This window comes from [Flexibacter] sp. ATCC 35208, from assembly GCF_001975825.1.
Taxonomy (GTDB): Bacteria; Bacteroidota; Bacteroidia; order Chitinophagales; family Chitinophagaceae; genus Chitinophaga.
Genome location: NZ_MTKN01000029.1, coordinates 77,233 through 97,452, shown reverse-complemented (window position 1 = coordinate 97,452; position 20,220 = coordinate 77,233). Strand labels below are relative to the sequence as shown.

11 protein-coding genes and 1 tRNA gene are annotated in these 20,220 nt (G+C 45.2%); 9 read left to right on the top strand and 3 right to left on the bottom strand.

Going from position 1 to position 20,220, the window contains the following annotated elements; all coding sequences use genetic code 11:
* Window positions 1-476: 476 nt before the first annotated feature.
* Window positions 477-1,409 carry a winged helix-turn-helix domain-containing protein gene (locus BW716_RS18975; RefSeq protein WP_083724860.1) on the bottom strand — a complete coding sequence of 311 codons (933 nt, stop codon included), beginning with the start codon at window positions 1,407-1,409 and terminating at the stop codon, window positions 477-479.
* A gap of 109 nt (window positions 1,410-1,518) precedes the next feature.
* Here BW716_RS18975 and BW716_RS18970 point away from each other — a divergent pair, with 109 nt between their 5' ends.
* Entirely contained in the window at window positions 1,519-1,941 is a 423-nt protein-coding gene (locus BW716_RS18970; RefSeq protein ID WP_083724858.1) for a DoxX family protein, read from the top strand.
* A gap of 150 nt (window positions 1,942-2,091) precedes the next feature.
* A complete protein-coding gene (locus BW716_RS18965; RefSeq protein WP_083724856.1) occupies window positions 2,092-3,042 on the top strand; it encodes a DUF2911 domain-containing protein in 951 nt (316 codons plus the stop codon).
* A 264-nt stretch (window positions 3,043-3,306) separates the two neighbouring features.
* Here BW716_RS18965 and BW716_RS18960 read toward each other — a convergent pair.
* A tRNA-Ser gene (locus BW716_RS18960) sits at window positions 3,307-3,395 on the bottom strand.
* 201 nt (window positions 3,396-3,596) lie between these two features.
* Between BW716_RS18960 and BW716_RS18955 the strand changes: the two genes are divergently transcribed.
* The 5 genes from BW716_RS18955 (at window position 3,597) to BW716_RS18935 (ending at window position 11,037) form a co-directional block, all read left to right on the top strand.
* Window positions 3,597-4,676, top strand: a complete 1,080-nt coding sequence (locus BW716_RS18955) for a fatty acid desaturase (protein ID WP_083724854.1) — start codon at window positions 3,597-3,599, stop codon at window positions 4,674-4,676.
* A 286-nt stretch (window positions 4,677-4,962) separates the two neighbouring features.
* Window positions 4,963-6,225, top strand: a complete 1,263-nt coding sequence (gene fabF, locus BW716_RS18950; protein ID WP_083724852.1) for a beta-ketoacyl-ACP synthase II — start codon at window positions 4,963-4,965, stop codon at window positions 6,223-6,225.
* A 429-nt stretch (window positions 6,226-6,654) separates the two neighbouring features.
* Window positions 6,655-9,531: an excinuclease ABC subunit UvrA gene (gene uvrA / locus BW716_RS18945; protein ID WP_083724850.1), complete on the top strand. Its 2,877-nt coding sequence runs from the start codon at window positions 6,655-6,657 to the stop codon at window positions 9,529-9,531.
* Window positions 9,532-9,707: 176 nt separating this feature from the next.
* Window positions 9,708-10,184: a DUF6452 family protein gene (locus tag BW716_RS18940; protein WP_083724848.1), complete on the top strand. Its 477-nt coding sequence runs from the start codon at window positions 9,708-9,710 to the stop codon at window positions 10,182-10,184.
* Entirely contained in the window at window positions 10,144-11,037 is an 894-nt protein-coding gene (locus BW716_RS18935) for a DUF6048 family protein (protein ID WP_143708902.1), read from the top strand. The genes BW716_RS18940 and BW716_RS18935 overlap by 41 nt, the downstream gene beginning before the upstream one ends.
* Window positions 11,038-11,060: 23 nt before the next feature.
* Here the strand turns inward: BW716_RS18935 and BW716_RS18930 are convergent, their stop codons facing one another.
* Window positions 11,061-11,504: a GNAT family N-acetyltransferase gene (locus BW716_RS18930; RefSeq protein WP_083724844.1), complete on the bottom strand. Its 444-nt coding sequence runs from the start codon at window positions 11,502-11,504 to the stop codon at window positions 11,061-11,063.
* Between the two features lie 453 nt (window positions 11,505-11,957).
* Here BW716_RS18930 and BW716_RS18925 point away from each other — a divergent pair, with 453 nt between their 5' ends.
* Both BW716_RS18925 and pbpC read left to right on the top strand, forming a co-directional pair.
* A complete protein-coding gene (locus tag BW716_RS18925) occupies window positions 11,958-17,441 on the top strand; it encodes an Ig-like domain-containing alpha-2-macroglobulin family protein (protein WP_235643873.1) in 5,484 nt (1,827 codons plus the stop codon).
* 264 nt (window positions 17,442-17,705) lie between these two features.
* Window positions 17,706-20,081, top strand: coding sequence for a penicillin-binding protein 1C (pbpC, locus tag BW716_RS18920; protein ID WP_083724840.1), 2,376 nt, complete (start codon window positions 17,706-17,708; stop codon window positions 20,079-20,081).
* Window positions 20,082-20,220 lie beyond the last annotated feature (139 nt).

Here is a 20,220-nt window from a genome sequence, read left to right as displayed (position 1 = left end):
CGAAGCGTAGACAGCGACTGCTGACGGTATGCCATTGAGCCTCGAAACTGTCCTCAACGTTGAAGCTTTAGTTGTTTGAAATGCTAAAGCAACATCTAACCTGCGTTATTGACGAGTGGGAGCGATTCGACCGGGGTCTGAGAACATATCAAAGGCAGACAGGGGTAATACGGGAACACAGGAGAGCCTAACGTCTCCAAACGAAAGCCGGTTATAATGGATTGACCGAACAAGAATAATCCAAGCTTGCAGGGTATATATCGTCACCTTGTTATGCGCAAAGAAAAGGCGATATCGAGAGGTATCTGAACCGAGAGAAATTGAAGGTAAAGAGAAGGATGAAGGCAGTCTTAGCATCCTCATAGCGAAGCCGTAAATAGAGGAACCGTGTGAAGGAAATCTGCTCGCACGGGTCTGTGGGGGAGCGGGGAGGTAACGACCCGCTCTACCCGGAACCTTTTTGTTGAAAATTTGAATTACATTATAAACTTTTTAAGAAAGTTATATCGGTAGATCAGGGGGCGGCAACTATACATATTACTTAACCGGTAACCTTTCCCATGTATATTAATTATACTTATATCAGGATCTTTTTGTAATTTTTTCCTTAGTTTAGATACATACATATCCAAACTCCGCCCAGTGATAACCCCTTCATCCTCCCATCCTTCTTTCAATAATTTATTCCGATCAATAAGCTGATTCTGATCGCGCGTAAATATGCCTAGCAGTTTTGACTCTTTTGCTGTTAGTTCCATTTGCTCCTGTCCTATTATCAGCAATTTTTTGTCGGGGTAAAATAGATATTTACCAATACTTATGGATTCCACAGATGTTTCAATGTTTTCAGGTTTAATTGTCGTCTTTTTAACATTTCGTTGGAATAACCCAATGGTGATAAGTACAAGGCCCAAACACAGACCGGAAAAAGGTAAAATATATCTCCATCTAACAATGGCAGATAACGAAGTAACAGGTATTAAGATATTAATTGAGTAACGCCCTTTAGGTAATGTTCTTCCTGTACAGGGAATAATGTTATTATCCTGTTCTGCAACTGAAAAACCGTAAACCACCTGATTACTTCTATTTTCGATAACATTCACAAGATACTCAGGAGGAAATGAACCTCTCTTCATAATACGACTAATAATATCGACCAGAGAATCCGGCACAAGAGCAAAAACATTTTCGAAATCAAGCCGATATTCTTTATTTGAGATTCTGCGGATAGGAAGTACCCGTGAGGAAGAGTCACCGGCAGATAGCAATAACTCATGCCCTACCTGTCGGAAGAGAATTATTTTCTTTGCTTCATCAAAAGAAGTAGACATTCTCATATTAATAAAACCCAAAACTGTAGCAAGGACAACGATGATTACAATTAGTAAAAACATCCGTGAATGCATGTTTACAAAGATTTTACATTACAAGTTACACTTTTTTACAGTTAGTTTCTGGGTTTCAAAATCAGGTAGATTAGGTTTGCCTTATCAAAATTATTTTAAACATTAACTTATGATCAGAAAACTATTTACTTCAAGCCTCTACCTTGATAAATGGCTTGTTATTCTCAGGGCGATTACCGGCATTATTATAATGAAATACGGATTGGAAGTTTTCAGCAAGGACCACATGCAGGGGAATACAGCATGGTTAAAAGATATCCACTTTCCTCTTCCCTCGTTCATGGCCTATGTTGGGAAAACAACAGAATTATTGGGGGGAATTTTCCTGATTCTTGGGCTATTTACAAGGGTTATATCTATTCTGTTGGTTATAAACATGTCAGTCATAACTTTTATAATGGGAAACGCAAAGATTTTAGGGGAAGAGACATTGCCGTTCTTATTGCTATTATTATTTGCGACATTCTTTTTTGCAGGTTCAGGCCAATGGAGTCTTGATTGCCTTCTGTTTAAAAAGAGGGACAACTTTTGAACCATTTTGTTTATTATTTAGGCAAAGATTGTAATTATAACTAACGCATTTGCCGAAACAACGAGCAAACTATCTTGAGATTTCTCTATGTAATTAGTTGATAATATTGAACAATAGTTAAAAATAATTGCTTGCAAAAATTGTTTTCTTATGGAAGTAGTGTATAATAACGGAAATAAAATGTTATGGGCAAGGTGCTGTCCGAGATTGTGGTATCGAAAAAGACTAAAAATGAGGACACTTTTAATTATATTTTTTCTAACTGTGACATTTGTTTCTTTTTCGCAAACAATCTTTCCTAGTCTAAGTCCGAAAGGAAGAATTGAGCAAAAGATTGGACTAACAAACATTTCAGTAGACTACGAGAGACCAGCGGCTCGAGGGCGCAAAGTATTTGGCGAATTAGTCAAGTACGACAAATTGTGGAGAACTGGTGCAGGAAATTGTACAAAGATTGGATTCAGTAAGGCTGTTGTTATCGGCAATAAAAACATAAACAAAGGGACTTACTCAATCTTAACTATTCCAGGCACCAGCGAATGGACTGTGATATTGAATAAGGACACGACTCTTTACGGAGTAACTTGGTATGACGCGACAAAAGATATAATTCGATTCAAAGTAAAGGCACACCCGACAGATCGATACTACGAATCACTAACCATAGACATCGACATAGTACCGAACAATGCCATCGTCTACCTTTCGTGGGAGAATACCCAGATTTCATTCCAAGTAAAAACAGAATCAGACAAACTAGTCAATGATTTTATTCAACAATATCTGTTGACAGATAAGTCACGAAATTCAGACGAATACGCGGAGGCTGCAGAGTACTATTACTACCTAAACAAGAATTTAGATCGAGCGGTGGTACTCATTGACAAGGCAATTGCAATGAAGAGGGAATCCTGGTACTACAGACAAAAAGTTGACATACTGGAAATACAAAAGAAATATGAAGAAGCGATTGACTGTGCTACTTTGGCTATTTCAATAGATCAAAAGAGAACAAATTGGGACTCTAGGACAAAGCAACAAAGTGAAACGGAGTATAAGAAACGAATTGAGTTTTTTAAACGTCAAAAAAAAATAGAATAAATCATTGATCGGAAGTGGACAAGGGCAGACATAATGAGTAGTGCTTTTAGGTTACAAAATACAGTATGGTAATTTATATAATATGTAGGAGGAGTTAAAACTTATAGTTCAGGATATTCAGGTAATTCTATACGTAGGTACTAATTTCGAACCCACTAACAATCTGATTACCTACTTTTTGTTTTAAAGTGGCGCACCTGCAAAGGAAACTATCAGGCAAAGAAAAAGGGACAAATCATACTTGTGATGATTTGTCCCTCTTAGCGGTGAGAGAGGGATTCGAACCCTCGGTACAGTTTGACCCGTACGACGGTTTAGCAAACCGTTCCTTTCGGCCACTCAGGCATCTCACCGAAACTTCCCCGTTAGGGGTTGCAAAAATAATAATAATTCTTAATTCTCCAAAAGCAATTAAAAAAATTTAGAAAATTCTTCATTCGTTATAAAATTCACAATTAATCATCCCCCCATCTTTATCCCGGATTAATACTTTATCTTGTTAATATCAATTGCGAACTGATTCCGCCAACGACTTACTAAAAAACCTACAACTGATGAAAGTATTCACTGACGTACTTACTGACCCAGTTTACACAAAGTCAACAAAGCCAGATTCGAAATCCAAAAAATTCCTGAAATCGATGATCCGTGACGAACGCGACCTTCCATTTCTCTACCTCACCATCGAACTTACCCTCACCCTCCTGCCACTGGCCATCTTATTATTTCTGCCATTACCGACATTCCTGTGGTGGATAGCTGCCGCCGCTTTTACCTTTTTGAACAACTTCAGGTATAAAGGCCCTTTTGGCCTCATGCTCCACTGTACCAGTCACCGGGTGTTTTTCGTTAAAAAATATCAACTACTCAATCACTACCTCCCATGGGTAATCGGCCCCCTCTTTGGCCAGACACCTGAAACATACTATAGCCATCACATCGGTATGCACCATCCGGAAAATAATATGCCGGATGATGAGAGTTGTACCATGCCATTTCAGCGTGACTCTGTCCGGGGATTTAGCCGTTACCTGGGTAGCTTTTTCTTTACAGGCGTGATAAACCTGGCCAGGTATTTCGTTAGAAAGCACCGGAAAAAACTGCTGATTCGCTCTGTAAGAGGGGAGATATTGTATATACTAATGTGTGTAGGATTGTCTTTTGTAAACTTGCCGGCTACTTTGGTGGTCTTCATCCTGCCATTTGTGATTTCCAGGATTATTATGATGGTGGGTAACTGGGCACAGCATGCCTTCATTTGCGCGCTGGATCCGGATAATGCTTATAAAAACAGCATTACCTGTATTAATACCAAGTATAACCACAAGTGCTGGAACGATGGCTACCACATCAGCCATCACATCAAACCCAATATGCACTGGACAGAACATCCTCTTTATTTCAAACAAACACTACATGAATATATTGAGAACGAAGCCATTGTATTTGATGGCATCCACTTTCTGCATGTATGGCTGTGGTTGATGGGGAAGAGGTATGACCTGCTGGCAAAACACTTTGTAAATATTGGGAACCGGTTTAACTCGGATGAGGAAATCATGGCTTTTTTGAGACTGCGGACAAAGAAAATAGACCTGGCAACATTGCCGGTCACAACGGTAGCGGTTGCTTAAAAAGAAGCTAAATAAGGAGTGCCACATTATCCCAAATCTGGTAATAACCACTCTAAAAGCATCTATTATACCGACCTGAACCGCCTGATATTCATCATCCCACCTACAAATTTTTATCAAATCATTCCCAACAAACTCACTACGGGAGGCCATCCGCCGCCTCCCACCCCCTGACTTTCCCCCATTCTTTCCCCATTATATTATATAATTCTTATGATTATGCGTAATCATAAGAATAAGTGCCTAAATTTGCGCTCTAACTTTCGATTTTAAAGTTCAAAGCAATATGCGCACTGTTACGTTAAAAAGGGTTGTGGTTACCGGGCTTGGGGCCTTGACGCCTATCGGAAATGATGTAAACACTTTCTGGAATAGCCTTAAAACAGGGACCAGCGGTGCCGGTCCTATTACACGATTCGATACTACAGAGTTTAAAACCAAATTCGCATGCGAACTGAAAGGTTTTGACATAGAAAAGTACATGGATAAGAAAGATGCCCGTAAAATGGACATGTTTACCCAGTACGCAATGGTGGCCGCTCAGGAGGCTGTTGAAGACGCCGGCCTGAACAAGGAAGGTGTTGACAAAACTATGGTCGGTGTAATCTGGGCTTCTGGTAACGGCGGTATGCAAACCTTCGAAGACCAGATCGTAGAATTCACTCAGGCCAACTTCGTACCTAAGTTCAATCCGTTCTTCATTCCCAAGCTGATCTCCGACATCGCTGCCGGCCAGATCTCCATGAAATATGGGTTCATGGGCGTAAACTATTGTACAGTATCTGCTTGTGCTTCTTCCACCAGTGCCCTGGTCGACGCCTTCAACTTTATCCGCCTTGGTAAAGCCAACGCAATCGTAGCCGGTGGTTCCGAAGCCCCTGTTACCCGCGCTGGTATCGCAGGTTTCAATGCGTTGAAAGCCCTCTCTACCCGCAATGACGATCCTACCTCCGCTTCACGTCCTTTCGACGCTGACCGCGATGGTTTCGTAATGGGCGAAGGCGCTGGCGCTATCATCCTCGAAGAATATGAGCACGCTATCGCAAGAGGCGCCAGGATCTACGCTGAAATGGTAGGTGGCGCAATGAGTGCTGATGCTTACCACCTGACTGCTACCCACCCTGAAGGTCTGGGCGCACGCCTGGGTATGACCCGTGCCCTCGAAGATGCTGAACTGACACCTCAGGATGTTGATTATATCAACGCACACGCTACTTCTACCCCTCTCGGTGATGCAAGCGAACTGAAAGGTATCATCGGCGTATTCGGTGATCACGTTACCAAACTGAACATCAGCGCAACCAAATCTATGACAGGTCACCTGCTCGGTGCTGCCGGTGCTATCGAAGCTATCGCAAGTATCAAGGCAACCCTGCATAACCTGATTCCGCCTACCATCAATACCACTACCCTGGGTGAAGGTATCCCAACCGACCTGAACCTGACTATCGGTAAGGCACAGGAACGCGAAGTGAATGTAGCCATGAGTAATACTTTCGGCTTCGGTGGTCACAACGCGATCGTAGTGTTTAAGAAATACAAAGCGTAATTGACGTATATATAATGTATAGAAAGGCTGCATCCACAAGATGCGGCCTTTTTTTTTATGTCCCCCCTGATTCCCCCTTTCTTCGAATGCTGTTCGAATGTTCTTCGAGTGCCCTTCGAATGCTGTTCGAACGTTGTTCGAGTGTTGTTCGACGCTTCTTCGACGCTAGTTCGACGCTTCTTCGACTACGCTATATCTTCGCCACCAACCGCCTACCAAAAGACCACGAAAAGGTCACCTCATTATCCCTTCGATATACAAGTGCCCTTCTAGTCCTCTTTTGGTACCGAATCGCTATCGAATCTCCACCGAATCTTTACTAACGCTCCAACCTCTTCACTAAAATTTTTAGCAAAATCACCATTTTTGACGTAGCTTAGTATTAAAATAAACACCATGCTTCATACCATGGTGACTCGCTAATCAAATATGGCAAAGAAGAAAGAGAATGCAACAACGCCGGTCCTCACACCGGCTACGGCAGATGATCAAATAGCTGTGTTTGGCGCCCGGGTTCACAATCTCAAAAACCTGGACCTCACATTACCTAAAAATAAACTGGTTGTCATTACCGGCATCAGTGGCAGCGGAAAATCCTCCCTGGCATTCGATACCATCTACGCAGAAGGCCAACGCCGATACATGGAAAGCTTTTCTGCCTACGCACGCCAGTTCATAGGCGATATGGAACGCCCCGATGTTGATAAAATCACCGGCTTATCCCCGGTTATCTCCATCGAACAAAAAACTACCAACAAAAATCCCCGCTCTACCGTAGGGACCATCACCGAAATTTATGACTTCCTCCGCCTGCTCTACGCACGCGTAGGTATCGCATACTCCTATAATAGTGGTAAACGCATGACCCGCTTCTCCGAAGAGGAAATCATGGACCACGTATTTAAAAACTACCCAAAAAAGAAACTCGTCATCCTCGCCCCCCTCATCCGTGGGCGTAAAGGCCACTACCGCGAACTCTTCGAACAGCTCCGCAAACAGGGCTACCTCAAAGTGCGCGTGAACGGAGAAATCCTCGACCTGAAAGAAAGGATGCAGGTGGATCGTTACAAAATCCACGACATCGAACTGGTAGTTGACAGGGTACAAGTGCAGGACGACGCCCGCACCCGCATCAGCCAGAGCATTCAAAAAGCCCTGCAGATGGGGAAAGGCCTCCTCTTCATCATGGACAATGACACCAACAAAGTCAGCCAGTACTCTAAACAACTCATGTGTGAAGATACCGGCCTCTCCTACGAAGAGCCCTCTCCAAACACATTCTCCTTTAACTCTCCATATGGCGCCTGCCCCCGTTGTAAAGGCCTCGGCACCATCTACCAGATAGATATGGACGCCGTGATCCCCGATCACAACGTCTCTATCAATGACGGTGGCCTCGCCCCACTCGGCGAAGCCAGAGATACCTTCACCTTTAAACAGGTACAACAACTCGCCAAAAAGAATAAATTCTCCCTGACTGCCCCCATCGGCAACCTGCCCCAGAAAACATTGAACCTCCTCCTATTCGGAGATGAAAATGGTAGCCTGGAAATGGACATGGAATTCGGGGATAATGGCGAAAACGCCTACAACTCTGACTTCGAAGGGGTGATCAACACCGTTCGCCGTTACTTCAACGACACTTCTTCAGACGCTGTACGCAACTGGGCCGAAAGCTTCATGAAACTACATACCTGCCCTGAATGTAACGGCTCCCGCCTCAAAAAGGAAAGCCTCTTCTTCAAGGTAGATGAGAAAAATATCTCCGAACTGGGGAACATGGACCTGGATAAACTGGCCGTCTGGTTCAAGGACATCGAAAAGCGACTGGACAAGAAACAAAATACCATCGCCAAAGATATCCTCAAAGAAATCAGGGAAAGACTAGGCTTCCTGCTCAACGTAGGTCTTACTTATCTCACCCTCAACCGTGCTACCCGCACGCTGAGCGGTGGTGAAAGCCAGCGTATCCGCCTCGCCACCCAGATCGGCTCCCAACTAATGGGTATCACTTATATCCTGGATGAACCCAGCATTGGGCTTCACCAGCGTGATAACATGCAACTCATCGACGCCCTCCGCAACCTTCGCGAAATGGGCAACACCGTGATCGTGGTGGAGCACGATAAAGATATCATGCTCCATGCCGACCACCTCATCGACGTTGGCCCAGGTGCCGGTGTACACGGTGGCCGCATCATCGCCCAGGGTACGCCTGGCCAGATCCTGCTACTCGATACCCCCACCGCCGGCTACCTGAATGGTAAACAGGCAGGGACCATCCCCTCCGAAAGACGCAAGGGTAACGGGAAATCACTGGAACTAAAAGGCGCCACCGGCAATAACCTAAAGAACGTGAGCGTGAAACTCCCGCTAGGTACCTTTATCTGTGTAACAGGGGTATCTGGTAGTGGTAAGTCTACCCTCATCAACGAAACGCTGTACCCTATTCTGAGTCAGCACGCCTACGATTCCAAGCAAGACCCGATGCCTTACAAAAGCATCAAAGGCCTGGAAAATTTAGACAAAGTCATCGAAATCGACCAGTCCCCAATCGGTCGTACCCCCCGTAGTAACCCGGCTACTTATTGCGGGTTCTTTACGGACATCCGTACCCTGTTTTCCCAGGTGCCGGAAGCCAAGATCCGGGGCTATAATGCAGGTCGATTCTCCTTCAATGTGAAAAGCGGTCGCTGTGATGTTTGTGAAGGAGGGGGGATGAGAGTCATTGAAATGAACTTCCTCCCTGATGTATACGTGCATTGTGAGAAATGTAACGGCCGCCGGTACAATCGTGAAACACTGGAAATCAGGTACAAAGGCAAATCTATCTCCGATGTACTGGATATGACGGTCGATGAGGCAGTGGAGTTCTTCCAGCCCGTAACTTATATCTACCGGAAAATCAAGACATTACAAGATGTAGGACTGGGATATATCACATTGGGACAATCAGCCGTGACCCTGTCAGGTGGTGAGGCCCAACGTGTAAAACTGGCGACTGAACTATCTAAAAAAGATACCGGAAAGACTATTTATATCTTAGACGAACCTACTACCGGTCTGCACTTCCAGGATATCCAGCTGTTGCTGAATGTGCTGAACAAACTGGTAGATAGAGGAAATACCGTGCTGGTGATCGAACATAACCTGGATGTGATCAAGATGGCGGATCATATTATTGATCTCGGACCTGAAGGTGGCGCTGGTGGAGGTACAATATTATGTACCGGTACACCGGAACAGGTGAGTGAATGTAAAGAAAGCCATACGGCGAAGTTCCTGAAGCAGGAGCTAAAAAGATAGTTTCAAAGCAGCCCGCAGGCTAAAATACAATCAGTTATCACTCGCCGCAGGCTAAAATATATCTCCCTAAAAAATCGCTTTTGTCTATGACAAAAGCGATTTTTTGTTTCCAGGTACAACAGATTCTACCCTCTAAGTCATTATCTTCGCCTCCAGAATTGTTATAACCAATAGGCATGAAATATATTCCCGGCATTATAGCCCTTCTACTCATAGCAGTATTTGCGGCTTGTGAGGATGAAACCAAGACCTGTGACCAAACCTTGCTCGCAGACCTTGGTATTAACTTTAAAAAAGACTCCCTGGATGGGTACATCAACAAAGACACCACCTGGCCCAAAGTGACGGTGTGTGCCCTTGACAAGGACACCCTCATCAGTCAGCAAGCCAGATCCAGTGTATATTTCGAACTCGACCCGCTGCACGATACCTGTCGTTACTACCTGAAACTGGACTCCACCGCCGTGGCAGATACCCTGACCTTCAGGTATACACGCACCCCGCACTTTGTATCTGCTGGTTGCGGCTTCGCCACTTTCTCCACACTGGATACGGTGATAACCACCTACCATACCATCGACTCTTTACATATAAATAACCGGGAGGTAACAAGTGATAATACAACGAACATTTCTTTATTCTTTATTTATTAGTCTCTTCGCGGTCGCCGCGCAGGCACAGGTGAAGAAGGATACCATTCCGGCGACTGTAAAGGATACGACTCACAGACCGTTATCAAACGCGCTGAAAATCAAAGCCGCCAATGATACCGTTATCCTGAAGACTAAATCAGGCAAGGACTCTGTTGCACTGAAAACCAAATCAGGCAAAGACTCTATTGCCCCGAAAGGCAAACCAATTGTTGCAAAAATCGAAGACAGCACCTACCTCTCTAACGCAGGTATCCGCATCGGTCTGGACATCAGCCGTTTTGCCCTGCTGTATTTTCAACCATATAGAACCGACATTACCGTTCAAGCCGATGTGCGCCTTGGCCAAAAGATCTATGGCGCCATCGAAACCGGCTGGAACCGCACTTCTCACAGCGATTCCAACTACACCTACAAAGGAAGCGGTATCTACAGCACCATCGGTATCGACTACGACTTCATGAAAAAAACAGAAACCACAGAACAGAATATGCTCTACGGAGGTATCCGCTATGGTTTTGCACATAATACCTACGAAGTACCTACTTACCTCATCACCAGTGATTACTGGGATGCATCTACCCAGGGGAGCTATCCAAAAACAAGTATGACTGCCCACTGGATTGAGCTGGTATTTGGTCTGAGAGTAGAAGCAGCAAAAAATCTGTTCCTGGGATGGGGGGTGCGAGAGAAAATTATGATCCACAGTAGTGCCAGCAAAGCATTTCCACCTATCGTAATTCCAGGATTTGGAAGCGGGTCGAAGCGGTCACAGTTCGATATGACCTACACCGTGTCTTATATGATTCCGATGTATAAAGTCAAGGTACACGTACCGAAAGATAAAAAGAAATAAGGGGGAAGTGATTCCCCCCTTATTTAATGCCGTATCATATCAATATGCGGCAACCCATGATCATCATATTCCTCACTCACCTGCTCAAACCCTAATTCACTATAAAACTTCAGCAGGTACGACTGTGCACTGATCTTCACCGGCACCTTGCCATAATGTGCTGCTATCACGTCGAGCGTACGCTTCATCAACTCCTTTCCAACTCCCTTGCCCCGTGCCTCCTTCGCCGTTAGCACCCTGCCAAACGCCGCCTGCTCATATTTCTTTCCCGGACCAAAGATCCTGGTATACGCCACGACCTTATCGTTTTCTATCCCATACAGATGCAGGGCTTTCTGGTCATAATCATCCAGGTCTTCCGCCATACAGTTCTGCTCTATGATAAAGACATTGAAACGTATCTGCATTATGGCATATAACTCGCTATTCGTTAATTCCTCAAAATATTTGGTAAACCACTGTATCATGCTGACAAATTTAATAAATGTGATGATTGTTATCAGTCCTAAAAAAGCCCTATTCACGCCTTCAAAATGAGTTTTATTGGCAAGATGGCTGGTTAAAGACACTCCTTTCCTTATCTTTGACGAGCCTTGGACCAGTTGTCATGGATACATTGAACCTGACAATCACCTTCGTAAGCCACTACCCGGAACAGCTTCCGGGAATAGCCACGAATATCCAAAGGCCGGAAAAAGGGGAGGACTATATAACTATATATGTGACCTATATGTTCGTAATCAGATCGTAAACCCAACCCCGGCTCCACCATATTAATTATTAAAATATATTTTAACATACCTTTATATCTTAAACCAGCATTTATCCACATGCATCCCAAAAGAAATATTGCCATACTTACTGGTATTTTCTGTCTGTTAATGTCATGTTTTTCAGCTTGCAAACAATCCAGAAAAGCAATGAACCCTGAACTGGCAAAATACATCGATGCCTATACCGCCGGTGTAATTTCCAAACAAAGTACTATCAGGGTACAGTTATCCAGCAATGTAAACGTTACCCACACCCAAAATGAGCCTGTCACCGAAGAACTCTTCGATTTCAGCCCGTCCATCAAGGGTAAGGCCTATTGGGTAGACGCCACTACAATTGAGTTTCGTCCGGATGCCAACCTGACTCCCGGCAAAACCTACACCGCTACTTTCAGACTCGGAAAAGTGATCAATGTAGAAAAAGCCCTTCGCTCTTTCGACTTCGAATTCCGTGTCATGGAGCCATCGTACGAACTGCAGGATTTTGGCCTTAAATCAGCCAGCAATACCTCCCGCGAAAAAATGGTCTACACCGGCGCCATCGTCACTGCTGATGCCGAAGATCCTCAACAGATCGAAAAAGTAGTCACCGCCCGCGCTGGTAGCAAATCCTTCCCTATCAAATGGGAACACAACGCTGCCGAAAGAACATCTAAGTTCACCATCGAAAACCTGACCCGTGCGCAGGATGGATGGAACCTGGACCTCGAATGGAACGGCGCTCCGCTGAAAGTTGAGCTATCAGGCAAAAAGCAACTTGAAATACCGGCCATCGGTGAATTCAAAGTACTCGATGTAAAAGCGATCATTGATCCTGAACAATACGTTCTCGTACAATTCTCCGATCCCATTAGCGTAGCCCAAACCCTCGATGGCCTCATCGGTATCAGCGGCGTTAGCGACCTGCGCTATACCATCGAAGGCAGTGAAGTAAAAGTATTCGCACCTAAACGTCTGGAAGGTAGCTTCTCCGTTGTGATCAACGAGGGTATACTGAACAGTTATGACGAGAAACTACTGCAGAGCTTCTCCGCCAATATCGATTTCGAAAATATTCAACCTTCCGTATCTATCCCCGGCAAAGGGGTGGTGCTCCCGGAAAGCAATAAACTGGTGTTCCCCTTCGAAGCGGTGAACCTCAGTGCCGTAGACGTGACCATCATCAAGATCTACGAAAACAACATTCCGCAATACCTGCAAAGGAATGACCTGAATGGTACGCAGGATCTGCGTCGCGTAGGTCGTCCGGTGGTTGAAAAAACCATCCGCCTCGATACCGACAAGTCGCTCAATCTTCATAAACGTAACCGTTTCTTCCTCGACCTGGATCAACTGCTCCGCACCGAACCAGGCGCCATCTACCGCGTGACCATCGGCTTCCGCAAAGCATACTCCCTCATGGGTTGTGGTGCTAAAACCGACGATACCAAAAAAGAAGAACAGTCTGAAGAAGACTATTACAGTGATGGCTATGGCGAAAAGATCGACGAAGACGATGAATTCTGGTCCCGTTACGATAGCTACTATCCATACGGTTATAACTGGGAAACCCGCGACGACGCCTGCTCTAACTCTTATTACAACAAAGACCGATGGGCATCCCGCAACGTTTTCTCTTCCAATATCGGTCTGACAGCCAAGAGAGGGAATGACAACAGCATGCTCATTGCCGTTACCGACATCCGCGATACTAAACCATTAATGGGTGTAGAACTGGAACTGCTCGACTACCAGAACCAGGTAATCTTCAAAACCAAGAGCGATGGCGATGGTCTTGCAAACTTCGATCTGAAACGCAGACCTTACCTCCTGATCGCTAAGAAAGGTGACGAAAGAGGCTACCTGAAACTGGACGATGGTAACTCCCTCCCCCTGGGCCGTTTCGATGTGAAAGGGGAAGAAGTACAAAGCGGTATCAAAGGCTTCCTCTACGGTGAACGTGGTGTATGGCGCCCTGGCGATACCCTGTACCTTACCTTCATACTGGAAGATAAACAACAGAAATTACCAGCTGATCACCCGGTTACACTGGAACTCTACAATCCGAAAGGCCAGCTGTACAGAAGGATCAACGCCCTGCAATCTGTAAATGGCTTCTATAACTTTATCACCGCTACCAACCCTGACGACATTACTGGTAACTGGACGGCGAAGGTAAAAGTAGGAGGCGCCCTCTTTACTAAAAATTTGCGCATTGAAACTGTAAAGCCCAACAGGCTGAAAGTAAAACTGGACTTTGGTACAAGAACAACCCTGTCCAAAGACGATGCTTCTGAAGGTACACTGAGTGCACAATGGTTGTTTGGCGCTACTGCCCAGCACCTGAAAGCAAAAGTCGATGTATCGCTCACCCAACAGGCTACCAGCTTTAAAAACTTTGCCGGCTATACCTTCGACGACCCTGTCACTCACTTTGAAGCTGAAGATAAAACCATCTTCGAAAGCGCCCTGAGTGAGAACGGTACCGCACCTGTAAAAGTGAACCTGCCACTGGGCAAAATCGCTCCAGGTCAGCTGAAAGCTAACTTCGAAATCAAAGTATTCGAGCCAGGTGGCGATTTCAGTATCGACCACTTCTCTATGCCATACAACCCGTTCTCTACCTATGCAGGTATCCGCATGCCGGAAGGAGATCGTACTACAGGAATGTTGCTCACAGACCAGCCACACCATATCAGCATCGTAAATGTGGATAACAATGGTAACCTGGTGCGTGGTTCCAGCAGTGTGCAGGTAGAACTGTACAAAGTTCGCTGGCGCTGGTGGTGGGATGAAGATGGTGAAGACGACTTTACCAACTTTACGCAGGATAGTTACAACCAGCTATTGAAAAAAGAAACTATCGCGCTCAATAATGGTAAAGGTACCTGGGACCTGCAGATCAACTCTCCTGACTGGGGCCGTTACCTCGTAAGAGTGAAAGACCTGAAGAGCGGACATACCACCGGTAAGTCAGTATATATTGATTACCCGGGTTGGGCAGAAAGAGTGCAGAAAGAAAATCCTTCTGAAGCTGCTATGCTCGTGTTCACTTCTGACAAGAGTAAATACAATGTAGGTGAAGACGTGAACCTCACCATTCCAAGTAGTGAAGGAGGTCGTGGCCTCATCAGCATTGAATCAGGCAGCAAGGTGCTGAAATCCTTCTGGGTAAATACAAAGAAAGGACAGACGACCTTCAGCTTCAAGGTGGACAAATCCATGGCGCCTAATATATACGTGAACATTAGTTTGCTGCAACCACATGCACAAACAGCGAACGATCTGCCTATCCGCATGTATGGCGTAATACCACTGACGATCGAAGATGCAAATACCATCCTCAGTCCGGTGATCACCATGGCCGATAAACTGGAACCTGAACAGAACGCCAGCATCACCGTATCTGAAGCCAAAGGTAAATCTATGACCTATACCATCGCCATTGTTGATGAAGGTCTGCTGGATCTGACCCGCTTCAAAACACCTGATCCACATAGTACCTTCTATGCAAGAGAAGCACTGGGTGTAAAAACCTGGGATATCTTCGACTATGTGATCGGTGCATGGGGTGGCGATATGGAACGCATTCTGAGTATAGGTGGTGACGAAGGTCTGAACAAAAATGCAGGCGCTGCAAAAGCAAACCGCTTCAAACCAGTTGTATTATACATGGGTCCATTCACCCTGAAAGGTGGTGAAAAGAAAACACACAACTTCAAACTGCCTCCATACATTGGTTCTGTGAAAGCGATGGTAGTAGCGGGTCAGGATGGTGCATACGGTGCTGCTGAAAAAGTAGTAGCTGTGAAGAAACCATTGATGCTGCTCACATCACTGCCACGGGTATTAGGTCCTTCTGAAACCATTCAATTACCAGTTACCGTATTCGGTCTGGAAAACAATATCAAATCAGCGAAAGTAACACTGGCTACCAGCTCACTGCTGCAAGTGGTGGGTGAAAGCACGAAGACCGTTACCTTCAATCAACCGGGTGAACAACTGGTATACTTTGATGTGAAAGTGAAAGCTGCCGTAGGTGTGGCCAAAGTAAAAGTAACAGCTACCAGCGGCGCTGCGAAAGCAGAAGAACAAACTGAACTGGAAGTACGTAATCCGAATCCACTGATCACCACTGTACAGGATGGAACTGTAACAGGTGGTCAAAGCTGGACTGCCGATTACAAACCAGCAGGTATGGCAGGCACCAATACCGGTGTATTGGAAATCTCTACCGTGCCTCCGATGAATCTGGCAAAACGCCTGAATTACCTGGTACAATATCCACATGGTTGTGTGGAACAAACTACTTCTGCAGCATTCCCTCAACTGGTACTGAACCAGCTGGTAGACCTGAAGAGCAGTGAAGCTGCCAATGCAGATCACAACATCAAAGCGGCGATCAACAGACTGAAAGGCTTCCAGACCTCCGACGGTGGTTTGGCTTACTGGCCAGGTAATGCAGAATCAGATGAGTGGGGTACAAACTATGCCGGTCACTTCCTGCTGGAAGCACAGGCAAGAGGGTACGAACTGCCTGCAAGCATGCTGGACCAATGGAAGAAATACCAACGTAACAAAGCAGCATCCTGGACACCACGCAGTACCAACTTCTATGGTGGCGATCTCACACAGGCATATCGTCTGTATCTGCTCGCACTGGCCAAAGTGCCTGAGTTAGGTGCGATGAACCGTCTGAAAGAGTTCGCATATCTCTCTGATGCAGCAAAATGGAGACTGGCAGCAGCTTACAAACTCGCTGGTCAGCCGGAAGTATCAAATATGCTGATCAGAAATTTACCAACCAGTGTGAAACCTTATAAACAATTAGGTGGCACCTTTGGCTCTGATACCCGCGATAAAGCGATGATACTGGAAACACTCACGACCTTAGGTCAGACAGCTCGTGGCAATGAACTGGTGAAAGAACTGGCTGCTGATATGTCGAAAGATGATTACTATAGCACACAGACCACTGCCTATACATTGATTGCGATTGCGAAGTTCTGCGGTACAAACAAGAATGGCGCTAAAGCCACCTTTACTTACAAGCTGAATGGTAAAGCAACCACTGTAAGTGCTACCTCTTACATCACACAAATCCCGGTTGTTACTACTACAGCTGGTAATGTGAGTGTGCAGAACACCGGTGGTAATATCCTGTATGCAAGACTGATCCTGCAGGGTCGTCCGGATGCAGGGCAGGAGCCTACTGTTCCAAACAATCCTGAAGTATTAGGGCTATCAGTAACTTATAGCACCCGTGACGGTCATCCGCTGGATGTAACGAACCTTCGCCAGGGTACAGACTTCATGGCGACTGTGAAGATCACTAACCCTGGTAAGCGTGGATATTATGAGCAGATGGCATTGACACAGATCTTCCCAAGTGGGTGGGAGGTGATCAATACACGCCTGCTGGAAAGCGATAGCGCCTTCCATAATTCACCGTTTACATTTATGGATATTCGTGACGACAGGGTGTATACTTATTTCAATATTGAAGAAGGTAAAACACATACATACAATGTATTGCTGAATGCAGCTTACTTAGGGCATTATTACCTGCCAGCTGTGAATTGTGAAGCGATGTATGATAATACCATACAAGCCTTCCTGCCAGGTAAGTGGGTAGATATAAGTACGAAGTAAATTGACTAAATTTACTTTCTCTCAATAAAATGGAGCGTGTATCAAAAGTAAGATACACGCTCTTTTCATTCGGATACCTGATGGAGCCAGGTTTGCATTTATGCAGTTCTAAGGAGGTTCATTTATTTTTGATACATCCTGCGTTTTATTCGGATACCTAATGGAGATAGGTAGTCCTTTCAGCACTTCTGAGGAGGTTTATTTATTTTTGATGCACGCTCATTTTTTTGCCACGAGGGTGGCGGCCGGCTTAAAAAGAATTCTATGTGGTTGCGTAAAAGAAAATGGTGGTTGATTGTTGCTTCCATCTTGTTAATAACATATATTTTTTGTCTCCCCTCCCGTTTATTTACGGCCCCTACTTCCTTTGTTATAGAAGACAACAACGGCAGGCTGCTCAGCGCCACTATTGCCACAGATGGTCAATGGCGTTTCCCTGTTGATAAACCTGTACCTGAAAAATTTGCACGGTGCATTATCGCTTACGAAGACAAACGTTTTAATTACCACTGGGGTGTGGATATCATAGCCCTTGCCCGTGCTTTTAAACAAAACATACAACACCGCACTGTCATCAGTGGAGGTAGTACCCTCTCCATGCAGGTGATCCGCCTCTCGCGCAATAAACCCCGTACTGTATTTCAAAAGTTGATTGAAGCGGTACTCGCTACACGTCTTGAATTCTCATATTCTAAAAAAAGCATCTTACAATTATATGCTGGCAATGCACCTTTCGGAGGAAACGTAGTAGGACTGGAAGCAGCTTCCTGGCGCTACTATGGCCGTGGTGCAGAACAATTATCATGGGGTGAAACAGCGGCATTGGCAGTATTGCCCAATAGTCCGGCATTAGTACATCCTGGTCGTAACAGGCAGATCTTACTCACGAAAAGAAACCAGCTTTTAAACAGGCTGTGGAAGAATAAAACGATTGATAGCATCACCTGTGCGCTCTCTAAATTAGAACCTTTACCAGATCAGCCACAGGCATTGCCGCAGGATGCACCACACTTGTTAGATAGGTTCCGCAAAGATTACCGCACAGGCAGCACAGGTAGCACCCGTATCAAAACCACGCTGGAAGGTGATCTGCAAAGAAATGTTGCGAACATTGTAGAGCGCTATCACAATATTTACAAAGCCAATGGCATCAACAACGCTGCAGCAATTGTATTGGATGTAGAAACGGGCAATGCACTCGCTTATGTAGGTAATATCTATCATCATGAAGATGCAGAAATGGAAAGCCATGTGGATATCATACAGAGTCCGCGCAGTCCGGGTAGTACATTGAAACCAGTGTTGTATGCAGCGATGATGACGGATGGCATGATACTACCACATAGTTTAGTACCGGATATTCCTACACAGATCGCAGGGTATACACCACAGAACTTTGACTTAGGATATGATGGTGCAGTGCCTGCCAGCAGGGCATTGGCAAGGTCACTGAATATTCCGGCGGTGCGTATGCTACAGCAATATCGCTATGAACGTTTTCATGCATTGCTAAAGAAAATGGGCATTACCACATTGCGACAACCCGCAGACCACTATGGTTTATCACTGATCTTAGGTGGTGGAGAAACCAATCTGTGGGAGATGTCTGGCATGTATGCAAGCATGGCGCGTACCTTGTTACATTTAGATCAATACAATGGTAAGTATGATGCAGATGACATTCATGCACCCAACTATATACATGGATTAAAAAGACCTTCAGAACATGCACCTACAGACTATGGTGTGCTGGATGCAGGAGCGATCTGGTACACCTTCCAGGCAATGGAAGACGTAATGAGACCGGGTGAGGAAATGCTCTGGCAACAGTTTTCCTCTTCACAAAGAGTAGCATGGAAAACAGGTACCAGCTTTGGGTTCAGAGATGGATGGGCCATAGGTGTCACGCCTCAATATGTAGTAGGTGTATGGATCGGTAATGCAGATGGAGAAGGGAGACCGGGGTTATTGGGCGTAGCGACAGCAGCCCCTGTAATGTTTGATGTATTCCGATTACTACATACCAGTGGCTGGTTTACCACGCCTTATAGCAAATTAAGAAAAGTAGAAGTGTGTAAACAAAGTGGCTACAGGGCCAGCGATCTCTGTCCAGACAAGGATTCACTATGGGTACCTGTGAATGGATTGCGTTCTGGCGTATGCCCTTATCACCAGTTAATACATTTAGATCATACAGGTCAATACCGCGTGACAGCGAATTGTGAATCGCCATCCATGATGCAACATGTACCCTGGTTTGTATTACCACCAGCCATGGAGTTCTATTACCGTACCAGACATAACTATGCTGCATTACCTCCATATAGACCTGATTGTATCGCGACCTTATCAGCTGATAAGCCAACGATGGAAGTGATATATCCCCGACCCAATGCACGTATATATGTACCTATAGAAATAGATGGCACAGCCGGAGAAGCAGTATTTACGGCCACCCACCGGGATACAAAAGCAAAGATCTTCTGGCACCTGGACAATAACTTTATCGGTACTACAGAAGAGTTTCACCAGATGGCTTTGCACCCGGCACCCGGTAAGCATATGCTCACATTGGTAGATGAAACCGGAGCTGAGGTGCATGTACCATTTGAAATTTTAGCGAAAGAAAAGGACAAGTAAAGTGCATTGTTCATCTAAAAATGAAATTAAACTACATGATTGTAGTCCATGTGCTATAAGTCTTTGCCTGTAAAAAAACTGTCAATCTAAACGGTACGACCACTTTTCCTGACTTTAAACCGGATACGGCAAAGTGAGG

What these genes read in the sequence shown, in the direction of transcription:
- BW716_RS18975 (WP_083724860.1), bottom strand. Translation starts at nt 1,409, where the DNA reads ATGCATTCACGGATGTTTTTACTAATTGTAATCATCGTTGTCCTTGCT.
- BW716_RS18970 (WP_083724858.1), top strand. Translation starts at nt 1,519, where the DNA reads ATGATCAGAAAACTATTTACTTCAAGCCTCTACCTTGATAAATGGCTT.
- BW716_RS18965 (WP_083724856.1), top strand. Translation starts at nt 2,092, where the DNA reads ATGGAAGTAGTGTATAATAACGGAAATAAAATGTTATGGGCAAGGTGC.
- BW716_RS18955 (WP_083724854.1), top strand. Translation starts at nt 3,597, where the DNA reads ATGAAAGTATTCACTGACGTACTTACTGACCCAGTTTACACAAAGTCA.
- fabF (WP_083724852.1), top strand. Translation starts at nt 4,963, where the DNA reads ATGCGCACTGTTACGTTAAAAAGGGTTGTGGTTACCGGGCTTGGGGCC.
- uvrA (WP_083724850.1), top strand. Translation starts at nt 6,655, where the DNA reads ATGGCAAAGAAGAAAGAGAATGCAACAACGCCGGTCCTCACACCGGCT.
- BW716_RS18940 (WP_083724848.1), top strand. Translation starts at nt 9,708, where the DNA reads ATGAAATATATTCCCGGCATTATAGCCCTTCTACTCATAGCAGTATTT.
- BW716_RS18930 (WP_083724844.1), bottom strand. Translation starts at nt 11,504, where the DNA reads ATGATACAGTGGTTTACCAAATATTTTGAGGAATTAACGAATAGCGAG.
- BW716_RS18925 (WP_235643873.1), top strand. Translation starts at nt 11,958, where the DNA reads ATGAACCCTGAACTGGCAAAATACATCGATGCCTATACCGCCGGTGTA.
- pbpC (WP_083724840.1), top strand. Translation starts at nt 17,706, where the DNA reads ATGTGGTTGCGTAAAAGAAAATGGTGGTTGATTGTTGCTTCCATCTTG.